Source organism: Leifsonia shinshuensis (assembly GCF_022606355.1).
In the GTDB taxonomy this organism is placed as follows: domain Bacteria; phylum Actinomycetota; class Actinomycetes; order Actinomycetales; family Microbacteriaceae; genus Leifsonia; species Leifsonia shinshuensis_B.
The window spans coordinates 635,926-648,927 of record NZ_JAHHZQ010000001.1 but is presented as its reverse complement, the minus strand read 5'-3'; the positions used below and the strand labels follow the sequence as shown (position 1 = coordinate 648,927).

Genomic DNA, 13,002 nt, shown 5'->3' with positions numbered 1-13,002 from the left:
CCACGCGAAGCGCCACCCCGCCGCTGTGCCAGAATCGAGTCATGCTTCGTTGGCTCACGGCCGGGGAATCCCACGGCCCCGAACTCATCGCCGTCCTGGAAGGGCTCCCCGCCGGGGTCCCCGTCTCCCTGGACGCGGTCCGCGCCGATCTCGCCCGCCGCAAGCTCGGCTATGGGCGCGGTGCGCGCATGAAGTTCGAGCAGGACGCCCTCGACATCTCGGGCGGTGTCCGTCACGGCCTGAGTCTCGGCAGCCCGATCGCGCTGCGGATCGGCAACACCGAGTGGCCCAAGTGGGTCGATGTGATGAGCGCTGAGCCCGTGGATCCCGAGAAACTCTCGACCGGTCGCGGTGCCGCCTTGACGCGTCCGCGTCCGGGCCACGCCGACCTGGTCGGGATGCAGAAGTACGGTTTCGACGAGGCGCGACCCGTGCTGGAGCGTGCCAGCGCCCGGGAGACCGCCGCGCGCGTCGCGCTGGGCGCCATCGCGCGCTCCTTCCTCGCCGAGCTCGGCATCACGCTGGTCAGCCACACGCTGTCGATCGGGCCGGTTCGCGTGCCGGAGGGCGCCCCGCTGCCCACGCCGGCCGACGTGGCGACGCTCGACGCCGACCCGCTGCGCTGCTTCGACCCCGCGACGTCCGAGCGCATGGTGGCCGAGGTGGACGACGCGCACAAAGACGGCGACACCCTCGGCGGTGTGGTCGAGGTCCTGGCCTACGGCCTCCCGCCGGGGCTGGGCTCGCACGTGCACTGGGACCGCCGGCTCGACGGTCAGCTCGCCGCCGCACTCATGGGCATCCAGGCGATCAAGGGGGTGGAGGTCGGCGACGGCTTCCTCACGACCACGCGCCGCGGGTCGCAGGCGCACGACGAGCTCGTCGCCGAAGACGGGACGATCGTGCGGACCAGCGACAAAGCCGGCGGTACCGAGGGCGGCATGAGCACCGGCGGCGTACTGCGCGTGCGCGCGGGCATGAAGCCGATCGCGACGGTCCCGCACGCGTTGCGCACCATCGACATCGCGACCAGCGAGGCCGCTCCCGCCCATCACCAGCGTTCAGACGTCTGCGCGGTGCCGGCGGCGGGTGTCGTCGCCGAGGCCATGGTCGCTCTGGTGCTGGCCAACGCCGTGCTCGAGAAGTTCGGGGGAGACTCGGTGACCGAGACGGGGCGCAACCTGCGCGGCTACCTCGACGCCATCCCGGAGAACCTGGCGACCGAGCGCGTCAGCGCGCCCTACGCCTGACCGACCGTGACGATCGTCCTGATCGGCCCTCCTGCGGCGGGCAAGACGCGGGTGGGCAAGCGCCTGGCCCGACGGCTCGGCCTGTCGTTCGTCGACACCGACGCCGTCGTGGTCGCCCAGCACGGCGCGATCGCAGAGATCTTCGCCGAGCACGGTGAGCCCTACTTCCGCGCCCTGGAGCGTGCGGCGGTCGCGGAGGCCGTCGCCCGTCCCGGCATCGTGTCGCTCGGTGGTGGCGCGGTGCTCGATCCGGACACCCGGGCCGACCTGGCGGCGACTCGGGTCGTGCTGCTGACCGTGCAGCCCGCCGCCATCGCGGCGCGCATCACCAACCGCAAGCGCCCGCTGGTGACCGACCTCGAGTCGTGGAAGCGGCTCGTCGAAGCACGGAGCCCGCTCTACCGCTCGCTCGCGGACTACACAGCCGACACCTCGTCCCGGCCGATCGATGCCATCGTGGAGGAGATCGCGCGCTGGATCGAAGACTCAGGACCGATGAAGGAGACGCATGACTGACCAGCCCACCGAGATCCTCGTCGCGGGAGCGGACCAGTATCCGGTCGTCATCGGGCGCGGCCTCCGGTTCGGTCTGTCATCGCACCTCGGCGCCGGGGTGAACAAGGTCCTCGTGGTACACCCGCCGACGCTCGGCGCCGCCGCCGCCGAACTGCGAGAGTCGCTCACCGGGCAGTTCGAGGTGCTCCTGGCCGAGGTCCCGGACGCCGAGGCGGCGAAGCGCGTCGAGGTCGCCTCCTTCCTCTGGGGCATCATGGGCCAGGCCGACTTCACGAGGTCCGACGCCGTGATCGGCTTCGGCGGCGGGGCCGTCACCGACCTGGCCGGGTTCGTCGCGGCCACCTGGCTGCGCGGCGTGCGCCTGGTCCAGGTCCCGACCACCGTGCTGGGGATGGTGGACGCCGCAGTCGGCGGCAAGACGGGCATCAACACCGCCGAGGGCAAGAATCTCGTCGGAGCGTTCTACGCGCCCGCTGCGGTGGTCTGCGACCTGGACACCCTGACCTCGCTCGGGCGCAACGAGCTGCTGGCCGGATTCGCGGAGATCGTCAAGTACGGCTTCATCGCCGAGCCGGAGATCCTGGACATCATCGAGCGCGACGTCGACGTCGCGACCGATCCCGAGTCGCCGGAGTTCCGCCGGCTGGTCGAGCTGTCGGTCGGGATCAAAGCGCGCGTGGTCGGCGAGGACTTCACCGAGCAGGGTCTCCGCGAGGTCCTCAACTACGGGCACACGCTCGGCCACGCGATCGAGCACGCCGAGCGCTACCAGTGGCGACACGGCGCTGCCGTGTCCGTCGGCATGGTGTTCGCCGCCGAGCTCGCGCGCCTGAGCGGCCGGCTGAGCGACGAGGTCGTCGACCGGCACCGCCGGATCCTCGAGTCGCTCACCCTCCCGACCACCTACCCGGCCGGCCGCTGGCAGACGCTGCTGGCGACCATGCAGCGCGACAAGAAGGCGCGCGGGAGCCTTCTGCGGTTCATCGTGCTCGACGACCTCGCGCGGCCGACCGTCCTCGCCGGACCGGACCAGAGCCTGCTCTTCGCCGCCTACCAGGAGATCGGCTCCTGATGGCGAAGACCATCGCCGAGAAGCTTCTGATCAAGCCGGGAGACGCGCTGAGCCTCGGCGGGGGCGGCCCGGAGGACCGCGCTGCGCTCGGCGACTTGCCGAGCGGTGTCGTCGAGGCGGCGCCTTCGGAGGCCACCGTCTCCGTCGTCTTCGTGCGCAGCCGCGACGAGCTCCTGTCCCGTTTCGGCAGCGGGCTCCCCGCCCTGTCGGGCGCCCGCGCCGTCTGGTTCCTGTACCCGAAGGGCGGCCGGGCCGACGTCAATCGCGACACCTTCATCCGGGAGGCGGGATCGTACGGCTGGCGCCCGATCAGCAACGTCGCGATCGATGACGTCTGGTCTGCCGTGCGCGTCCGTCCGCTCGCCGACGGCGAAGCATCGGTAGGGTGAGCGGCATGGCAACCGTCCTCGTCCTCAACGGCCCCAACCTCGGCCGCCTCGGCACGCGCGAGCCCGATGTCTACGGCGCGGGAACGCTCGACGACCTGCGGGCGGTGCTCGCAGAGGATGCGCCGGAGCTCGAGGTCGATCTGCGCCAGACCGACACCGAGGGCGAGCTGCTGGGCTGGCTGTACGAAGCGGCCGACAGCGGTGCGCCGGTCATCCTCAACGCCGGAGCCTGGACGCACTACTCGTACGCGCTGCGCGACGCGGTCTCGCTCGTCACGAAGGCCGGCGGAACCGTGATCGAGGTGCACCTGTCCAACCCGCACGCGCGCGAGGAGTTCCGGCACACGAGCGTCATCAGCGCGGTGTCGACGGGCGTGATCGCCGGCTTCGGGTTCGAGTCGTACCGGATGGCTCTGGCGTTCATTCGCCGAAACGCGCGCTGACGTCTAGAATCTTGTGGGGCTCCGCACGCCGAGCCCTCCGTGGACGGCGCTGAGCGCCATAACCACCCGAATCTTCCGCAAACCGAATGGAACTCGCGCATGGCATCGACCGCTGACATCAAGAACGGCATCGTCCTCAACATCGACGGACAGCTCTGGAGCGTCATCGAGTTCCAGCACGTCAAGCCGGGCAAGGGTGGGGCGTTCGTCCGCACGAAGCTGAAGAACGTGACCACCGGCAAGACGGTCGACCGCACGTACAACGCGGGCGCGAAGATCGAGATCACCAACGTCGACCGCCGCGACTACCAGTACCTGTACCAGGACGGCGCGGACTTCGTCTTCATGGACACCAGCGACTACGACCAGATCACCATTCCCGGCTCGGTGGTCGGCGACGCCGCCAACTTCATGCTCGAGAACCAGAACGTGACGGTCGCGCTGCACGAGGGCTCGCCGCTTTACGTCGAGCTCCCGGCCTCCGTCGTGCTCGAGATCACCTACACCGAGCCTGGCCTCCAGGGCGACCGTTCCACCGGCGGCACCAAGCCGGCGACCGTCGAGACCGGCTACCAGATCCAGGTCCCGCTGTTCCTGGAGACCGGCACCAAGGTCAAGGTCGACACCCGCAGCGGCGACTACCTCGGCCGCGTCAACGACTAGTGAGCGCCCGGACCAAGGCGCGCAAGCGCGCCCTCGACGTGCTCTTCAGTGCCGACCTGCGGCAGCTGACCCTGCCGCAAGCGCTGGCCGCCGAGGCGGAGCGCGCCGCGAACGAGCCGACGCGTGAGGCCTCCTGGCTGTATGCGCGCGAGATCGTCGACGGCGTAATAGACCACCAGGACGAGATCGACGAGCAGATCGAGACGTACGCGCAGGGCTGGACCCTCGCCCGCATGCCCGCCGTCGATCGCGCCATCCTGCGCATCGGCGTCTGGGAACTGCTGTTCAACGACGAGGTGCCGGACGGCGTGGCGATCTCGGAAGCGGTGGAGGCGGCGACCGTGCTGTCGACGGACGACTCCGCTGGCTTCGTGAACGGCCTGCTCGCCAAGATCGCACAGAACCGCCCGCAGCGCGCATGAGCGGTGGACGCAGGCTCGCCAGGATCGCCGTCGCAGCCGTGCTCGCGGTCGCGGTGGCGGCCGGCGTCGCGTCATGCTCTCTGCTCGGCGGCAACTCGAACGTCCCGGTGGCGACCGCGAAGCCTCCGACCGGTACGGACGCCGCCGTGGACTTCGACGGCGGGTTCGTCTCGGCCGGCACCGGCTCGAAGAAGGTCGACATCTGGTTCGACGCGATGTGCCCGGTGTGCGGCGCGTTCGAGAAGACCAACGGCGAGACGCTGGCGAACGCGGTCAAGGACGGCTCGATCACGCTGCGCCTGCACCCGTTGACGTTCCTCGACCGCGCGTCGAACGGCACCGGCTACTCGACGCGGGCCGCGGCGGCTCTCGTCTGCGTGGGCGTGCACGACCCCGATCATGTGCTCGACTACTATCAGGCGCTCTTCACGGACCAGCCGGACGAGAACTCGAACGGTCTGACCGACAAGGAGCTCGCCAAGCGCGCCACCGACCTCGGCATCACCGATATCTCCGCGTGCATCGACCGCAGCGGGCCGTACCAGGCCTGGGCGCAGGCGAACACCGCGCACTCGCAGTCGGGCCCGATCACCGTCGACGGCAAGAAGGTCCTCGACACGATCCAGGGCACGCCGACCGTCCTCGTGAACGGCAAGCAGTACACCGGGTCGATCAGCGACGAGAAAGAGTTCGCGAGCTTCCTCGGCGTTAAATAGCCCCCTCCGCCCGGGCGCGGGCGAGGTGACGTTATAGGTGACGTCCGCGGGCCGATCACGACACGGAGACCGACGACGGCGTGTCGGCCGTCGTCGCCCCGGCGAACTCCGGCGCTCGCGTTCGCGTTGTGATTCCGGGTGAAGCGGCGGGATTCGAGGCGCTGAAGCGGCTTTCCGCGCGGCTGTCGGCCCCTGTCACCCCGACGTCGTGCTCCAGTCGGCACGGTGTGCGGCGGCCATAGGGTCTCGCTGTCTCTTCACGACGCGACCCGGTCGTCCCGGCAGGGTGGCGCCGCGCGAGGGCCCGTCGGGTTCCGATCGGCCGCACGCGCGAACCCAGAGCCCTGCGGGGCATCGCCGTCAGAAGCTGTAGGAGCCGCCATGCGCCGGTCTCGTTCTCCCTGGTCGTCGGATCCGCGTGGGCGTTCGCTGTTCATCAGACTCGCCGCCGTCGTCGCCTCGCTGGCCATGGCGGTGTCGCTCGGGGTGTTGACGGCACCGGCCGAGGCGGCCGAGGATCTCGAAGACCCGGTGATCTCCGATGTGACTCTCGCGCAGCACGCGCAGATCCTCCCGTGGGCGACATCGGGAACGACGGCGACGGCCCCCTACCCGGGGAACATGTCTCCGCTCGGACCGATCACGATCAGTGCTCCTGCGCAGACTCCCGCCTATCAGGCGGACACCAGCATTCAGCTGAAGCCTCTCACGATCCCGTCCGGGTGCCTGGGATCCAACACGGCCGTGGGGTACACCGCGGAGTGCGTGACGCACACGATGACGATGACGTTCCCTCATCCGGTGATCAATCCCGTCGTCGCCCTCGCGACGGGAGCGGAGTCCAACACGACACCGGTCACGCAGTGCGCCGCCCAATGGCAGGACGTCTCGTTCTCGGCCATCAACGGCTCGGCGCCGGCCACCGGTCAGGTCACGTTGAATTCTCCGGTGGATCCGTCGAAGCAGAGTTTCGCCGGCAACCGATTGAGCTACCTCCCGACCGCGCTGCAGGCGACACCGTGCAAAGGTACGGCGTCTCCGTACGCCTTCCTCCGTGTCGGCGGCCTGATCTCCAGTGTGACCTTCACGTTTCACACGATGAGGACGATCACGGTCAACACCCCGGGCACGGCCTTCGGCGATCCCCTGTCGGCGACGCGCGGAGTGCACCTGCTGGCGTGGTTGCCGCGGGCAGACCTGTCGTTGGCGAAGACCGGTCCCACCTCTGTCGAGGCCGGAGGGCCGATCACCTGGCAGATCCGGGTCTCGAACGCGGCCGGAAGCTCGACGTCGCACGGGTTCATCGTCACAGACGCCGTTCCCGCCGGCGTGACCGACGCGGCCATCGTCTCCGGCGGAGCCGATTGCTCCCTCTCCGGCAATGACCTGGTGTGCTCGCGCGCTCCCGCGGGGTGGACTCCGTCCCAGAACGGCACCGTCCCCTCACTGATCGATCTGTCCGGGGGGAACTCCTCGGCGGTGATACCCGGCATCCTGAACGCCGGCGCCACCTTCGGCCCGATCGTCCTGACGGGCACGGCTCCGACGACCTCCGGCGGCACCCTGGTGAACGGCGCGAGCGTCGCGGGCGCCGACGTCGACGTGAACGTGCCGAACAACACGAGCTCGGTCACGACGACCATTCTGGACGCGCCGTCGTTGTCGCTGGTCAAGTCCGCGACCTCGGGCGGGGCGCCGGTGACCGCGCTGACCGTTGGGGAGACGGTCGACTACTCCTTCCTGGTCACGAACACCGGAACCGTGGCGTTGTCCGGCGTCGGGATCACGGAGACGACCTTCACCGGGAGCGGGTCGATGAGCGCGCCCGTGTGCCCCGCGGGTGATCTCGCGCCGGGAGCGCAGACGACGTGTACGGCGTCGTATGTCGTGACGGCCGCCGATGTCGCCGCCGGGATCATCGACAATACGGCGGTCGCGCACGGGACGGCGCCCGGCGCCCCCGCTCCCACTCAGTCGGGCCCGTCGTCGACGCAGGTTCCGCTCGCGCAGGGCGGTCAGATCACGTTGGTGAAGACCGGCGCCCTCGCAGCGGGAGCCACCGGCGCTGCCGGCGACACGGTGAACTACTCCTTCCTTGCCACCAACACCGGGGACGTGACGTTGACGGGCGTGACGGTCACGGATCCGCTGCCGGGTCTCTCGGGCCTGACCTACTCGTGGCCGGGGGCCCCCGGCACGCTGCTTGCGGGCCAGTCGGTGGCGGCCACGGCGACCTACCTCCTCGGTCAGGCGGATGCGGATGCCGGATCCGTCGTGAACACGGCGACGACAGCGGGAACGGATCCCGGCGGAGAGTCGGTGACTGCGTCGGACTCGGCGACGGTCTCGGTGGCGTCCGCCCCGGCGATCACGCTGGTGAAGACCGGGGCGCTCGCCGCGGGCGCTGGCGGCGTGGCGGGTGACACGGTCAACTACAAGTTCGTCGCCACCAACACCGGGAACGTGACGTTGACGGGCGTGACCATCGCCGACCCGCTGCCGGGGCTGTCCGGGCTGACCTTCACCTGGCCGGGCACGCCGGGGACGTTGTCGCCCGGAGAAGCCGCCTCGGCGATGGCCACGTACGTTCTGACGCAGGCGGATGTGGATGCGGGGTGGGTGGTGAACACGGCCACCGCGACGGGCGCGGGCCCGGACGGTGGCACGGTGACCGGTGTCGACTCTGCGACGGTCGATGTCTCGCCCGCCCCCGGTATCAGCCTGGTGAAGGCGGGCGAGCTGGCTGCAGGTGCGACGGGGGCCGCCGGTGACACGGTGGACTACACCTTCGTGGCCGCCAACACGGGAAACGTGACGCTGACGGGCGTCACGATCACGGATCCGATGCCGGGCTTGTCCGCGCTGGCCATCACGTGGCCGGGTGCGCCGGGGACCCTGCTCCCGGGACAGGAGGCCACCGCGACGGCGACCTACGTGCTGACGGCGGCGGATGTGGCCGGCGGCTCCGTGGTGAACACGGCCACGGCCACAGGGACGGATCCCGGAGGGGCGCAGGTGACGGGCGACGACACGGTGACCGTCGAGATCGCGCCCGCCCCGGATATCACTCTCGTGAAGTCCGGCGGCCTGGCTGCCGGCGCGACCGGTGTGGCGGGTGACACGGTGGACTACTCGTTCACCGCGACCAACACGGGGAACGTGACCCTGACCGGAGTCACGATCACGGACCCGCTGCCCGGGCTATCCGCTCCGACCTTCACCTGGCCGGGCACACCGGGGACGTTGACTCCGGGTGAGGCAGCGACGGCGACGGCGACGTATGTGCTCACACAGGCCGATGTGGATGCCGGCTCGGTGGTCAACACGGCCACCGCGACGGGAACCGATCCCGGGGGAGTCCCGGTCACGGGCGACGACACGGCCACGGTCTCGGTCGCTCCTGCTCCGGGCATCGCCCTGGTCAAGACGGGTGGTTTGGCCGCCGGTGCGACCGGTGCGGCCGGCGACCGGGTGGACTACACGTTCCAGGTAACGAACACGGGGAACGTGACAGTGACGGGTGTCACCGTCACGGATCCGCTTCCGGGACTGTCCGCGCCGGCGTTCACGTGGCCCGGAGCGCCGGACACGCTGACACCCGGCCAGTCGGCGACCGGGACCGCGACGTACGCCCTGACCCAGGCCGATGTGGACGCCGGGTCGGTGGTGAACACGGCCACGGCGACGGGCACGGACCCCGGCGGCGCTCGCGTGACCGATGACGACACCGCCACAGTCGGCATCGCTGCCGCGCCCGCGATCGGTCTCGTCAAGACGGGTGTGCTGGCCGCGGGCGCGACCGGCGCTGCCGGCGACACCGTGGACTACACCTTCCTCGCCACGAACACAGGCACCGTGACGCTCACCGGGGTCACGATCGCCGACCCGCTGCCGGGGCTTTCGGCATTGAGCTTCACGTGGCCGGCAGCGCCGGGAACGTTGGTTCCGGGTCAGTCCGTGACCGCGACGGCGACGTATGCGCTCACTCCGGCCGACGTGGCTGCGGGCTCGGTGGTGAACACGGCCGCAGCGACGGGTGCGGATCCCGGCGGGGCCCAGGTGACCGGCGAAGACACGGCGACTGTCGAGATCGCGGCGGCCCCCGCCATCGGCCTGGTGAAGACCGGCGCTCTGGCCGCGGGTGCGACCGGTGCGGTCGGTGACACGGTGGACTACACGTTCACGGTGACCAACACGGGCACCGCGGCGTTGACCGGTGTCACGATCGCAGACCCGCTGCCCGGGCTGTCCGGGCTCACCTTCACGTGGCCGGGTGCGCCGGGGACGTTGACGCCGGGTCAGTCGGCGACCGCGACCGCGACCTACGTGCTGACGCAGGCCGATGTGGACGCCGGTTCGGTGGTGAACACCGCAACGGCGACGGGCACTGATCCGGGCGGCGTTCCGGTGACCGGTGACGACACTGTGACGGTCACGGTGCCGCAGGCTCCGGCGATCAGCCTGGTGAAGACCGGGGGCCTGGCCGCGGGTGCGAGCGGTGCGGTCGGGGACACGGTGGACTACTCCTTCGCGGCCACGAACACCGGGAACGTGACGCTCACGGGCGTCACGATCACCGACCCGCTGCCGGGGCTCTCGGCCTTGACGTTCACGTGGCCGGGCACGCCGGGGACGTTGACGCCGGGTCAGTCGGCGACCGCGACCGCGACCTACGTGCTGACGCAGGCCGATGTGGACGCCGGTTCGGTGGTGAACACCGCAACGGCGACGGGGACGGATCCGGGCGGCGTTCCGGTGACCGGTGATGACACCGTGACGGTCACGGTGCCGCAGGCTCCGGCGATCAGCCTGGTGAAGACCGGGGGCCTGGCCGCGGGTGCGAGCGGTGCGGTCGGGGACACGGTGGACTACTCCTTCGCGGCGACCAACACCGGGAATGTGACGCTCACGGGTGTCACGATCGCCGACCCGCTGCCGGGGCTCTCCGGGCTCACCTTCACCTGGCCCGGCACTCCCGGGACGCTGGAGCCCGGCCAGTCCGTGACCGCCGTGGCGACCTACGCTCTGACCGCCGCGGACGTGAACGCCGGCGCCGTGGTCAACACCGCCACCGCGACGGGCACAGACCCGGGCGGAGACCCGGTGACCGGCGACGACACGACGACGGTCTCCATCACCCCGGCTCCGGGTATCGCCCTGGTCAAGACGGGAGGTCTCGCCGCGGGTGCGACAGGCGCCGTCGGTGAGACGGTGAACTACACCTTCACTGCGACGAACACCGGGAACGTCACGCTCACGGATGTCACGATCGCCGACCCGATGCCGGGCCTGTCGCCGTTGACCTTCACCTGGCCCGGCGCTCCCGGGACGCTCCTGCCGGGGCAGGCCGTAGCGGCGACCGCTGCCTACACGCTCGCCCAGGCGGACATCGATGCCGGCTCGGTGCTGAACACCGCCACCGCGACGGGCACCGACCCCGGCGGGGATCCGGTGACCGGCGACGACACGGTGACAATCACCGTTCCGCAGGCACCAGCGATCACCCTGCTCAAGACGGGCGCGCTCGCCGCGGGTGCGACGGGCGCCGTCGGCGACACGGTGGACTACACCTTCACCGCGACGAACACCGGGAACGTGACCCTGACCGGTGTCACGATCACCGACCCGCTTCCCGGACTCTCCGCACTGGCTTACACCTGGCCGGGTGCCGTGGGGACGCTGTCTCCCGGTCAGTCCGTGTCTGCGACGGCGACGTATGCGTTGACCCGGGCGGACACCACCGCGGGGTCCGTGGTGAACACGGCCACTGCCTCGGCCACCGACCCCGGTGGGGATCAGGTGACAGGCGACGACACGACCACGGTCTCCATCGATCCCGCACCCCGGATCGCCCTGGTGAAGACCGGCGGCTTGGCGGCCGGCGCCGTGGGCGCTGTCGGTGACACGGTCGACTACACCTTCTCGGCGACCAACACCGGGAACGTGACGCTCACAGGCGTCACGATCACGGATCCGTTGCCCGGTCTGTCGACGTTGACGTACCAGTGGCCGGGGACCCCCGGGACGCTGGTGCCGGGGGAGTCCGTGACCGCGACGGCGACGTATGTGCTGACGGCGGCGGATGTGGATGCCGGCTCGGTGGTGAACTCCGCCACCGCGACAGGCACCGATCCCGGCGGGGATCCGGTGACCGGCGATGACACGACCACGGTGCCCCTCACGCCCGCTCCCGGGATCGACCTCGTGAAGACGGGAGGTCTCGCCGCCGGTGCGACCGGGGCGGTCGGAGACACCGTCCACTTCGCCTTCACGGCGACCAACTCGGGGAATGTCACGCTGACCGAGGTGGCGATCAGCGACCCGCTGCCCGGATTGTCCCCGCTGACCTTCACGTGGCCAGGCGTCGCCGGCACGCTGGGCGCCGGTCAGTCGGCGACCGCCACGGCGACCTACGTGCTCACCCAGGCCGATGTCGACGCAGGGCGGGTCGTGAACTCCGCCATCGTCACGGGGACCGATCCGCGCGGAAGGACGGTCACCGGGCGGGATTCGACCACGGTTCCACTGCATCCCGAGCCAGGCCTGTCGCTGGTGAAGTCGGGTCGGCTGGCATCCGGAGGCACGGGAGCCCCCGGTGACACGGTGTCCTACACGTTCGTGGCCACGAACACCGGTGACGTCGTGCTGACGGGTGTCACGATCGCCGACCCGCTGCCCGGGCTGTCCGCCATCCACTACAGCTGGCCGGCGGGCCCCGGGACGCTGACCCCCGGGCAGTCCGTGACCGCGACCGCGACCTATGTGCTCACCAGGTCCGACCTGGGCGCAGGGTCCGTCGTGAACACCGCGACCGTGACGGGCGTGGATCCCCGAAGCGGTGATCCGGTGACCGCGAAGAGCAATCGCGTGGTGATCGCCCTCGGCGTCCTGGCCGCCACCGGCACGACCTCGTTCTCCGCCTTCGCGGCCCTGCTGGCGGTCCTCTCGATCCTCGCCGGCGTGACGCTCTCGTCCGCACTGATCACCGTCCGTCGCAGAAAGGCCTCCGAATGAGCACCAGCACCCTGAGCCGAGCGGCCTGCGCCGCGGTCGTGACAATTCCCCTGGTGGCGCTGGTGGTGATGGGGGTGACCGGCTGCACGGCATCGGCGCCTCCGCACCCGGCCGCACCGACTGCCACGACGGCCGTCCCGCATGACGGCACCATCACTCAGATCACGCACAGACCGGGGACGCAGACGGGCTATGTCGGGGCGCTGAAGGATGTCAGGATCGGCACGTGCTCGGCCGACGCGTCCCCCGCGCACTTCGAGGGGACCGTCACCAATCCGACGTCGACCGAGCAGAGCTATCGGATCTACGTCTCCCTCCAGTCCGCGGGTTCGACCATCGGCGTACACGAGGTCGACGTCCGCGGAGTGCCGGGTCACGCCACCGAGAAGTGGTCGGGAACCCTTCCCGCCGGCAAACCGGGGGCCACGTGCCTTCTGCGCGTGGAACGGCACAGCTGAGCTCGACTGGCGCCTTCGGGTCGCGCCCCTGCTAGGCTCGACCCAATTGACATCCTTTA

The 13,002-nt window shown here is 70.4% G+C and carries 10 protein-coding genes; all 10 read left to right on the top strand.

Features of this window, described 5'->3' with window-relative positions; translation table 11 throughout:
* Positions 1 to 41 precede the first annotated feature (41 nt).
* The 10 genes from aroC (at position 42) to KNO15_RS03105 (ending at position 12,943) form a co-directional block, all read left to right on the top strand.
* Positions 42 to 1,250, top strand: a complete 1,209-nt coding sequence (aroC, locus tag KNO15_RS03150) for a chorismate synthase (protein WP_241701993.1) — start codon at positions 42 to 44, stop codon at positions 1,248 to 1,250.
* Between the two features lie 6 nt (positions 1,251 to 1,256).
* Entirely contained in the window at positions 1,257 to 1,766 is a 510-nt protein-coding gene (locus KNO15_RS03145) for a shikimate kinase (RefSeq protein ID WP_241701992.1), read from the top strand.
* Entirely contained in the window at positions 1,759 to 2,838 is a 1,080-nt protein-coding gene (gene aroB, locus KNO15_RS03140; RefSeq protein ID WP_241701991.1) for a 3-dehydroquinate synthase, read from the top strand. The genes KNO15_RS03145 and aroB overlap by 8 nt, the downstream gene beginning before the upstream one ends.
* Positions 2,838 to 3,227: a hypothetical protein gene (locus KNO15_RS03135; protein WP_241701990.1), complete on the top strand. Its 390-nt coding sequence runs from the start codon at positions 2,838 to 2,840 to the stop codon at positions 3,225 to 3,227. The genes aroB and KNO15_RS03135 overlap by 1 nt, the downstream gene beginning before the upstream one ends.
* 5 nt (positions 3,228 to 3,232) lie before the next feature.
* A complete protein-coding gene (locus tag KNO15_RS03130; protein WP_241701989.1) occupies positions 3,233 to 3,670 on the top strand; it encodes a type II 3-dehydroquinate dehydratase in 438 nt (145 codons plus the stop codon).
* Between the two features lie 99 nt (positions 3,671 to 3,769).
* Positions 3,770 to 4,333 (top strand): elongation factor P, encoded by a 564-nt coding sequence (efp, locus tag KNO15_RS03125; RefSeq protein WP_241701988.1) that lies wholly within the window; start codon positions 3,770 to 3,772, stop codon positions 4,331 to 4,333.
* On the top strand, positions 4,333 to 4,755 hold the full coding sequence (nusB, locus tag KNO15_RS03120) for a transcription antitermination factor NusB (protein ID WP_208039424.1): 423 nt from the start codon (positions 4,333 to 4,335) through the stop codon (positions 4,753 to 4,755). The genes efp and nusB overlap by 1 nt, the downstream gene beginning before the upstream one ends.
* The gene (locus KNO15_RS03115; RefSeq protein WP_241701987.1) at positions 4,752 to 5,471 is read left to right on the top strand and encodes a DsbA family protein; all 720 of its coding nucleotides are present in this window, start codon (positions 4,752 to 4,754) and stop codon (positions 5,469 to 5,471) included. The genes nusB and KNO15_RS03115 overlap by 4 nt, the downstream gene beginning before the upstream one ends.
* Before the next feature lie 381 nt (positions 5,472 to 5,852).
* Positions 5,853 to 12,485 (top strand): DUF11 domain-containing protein, encoded by a 6,633-nt coding sequence (locus tag KNO15_RS03110; protein ID WP_241701986.1) that lies wholly within the window; start codon positions 5,853 to 5,855, stop codon positions 12,483 to 12,485.
* Positions 12,482 to 12,943 carry a hypothetical protein gene (locus KNO15_RS03105; RefSeq protein ID WP_241701985.1) on the top strand — a complete coding sequence of 154 codons (462 nt, stop codon included), beginning with the start codon at positions 12,482 to 12,484 and terminating at the stop codon, positions 12,941 to 12,943. The genes KNO15_RS03110 and KNO15_RS03105 overlap by 4 nt, the downstream gene beginning before the upstream one ends.
* Positions 12,944 to 13,002 lie beyond the last annotated feature (59 nt).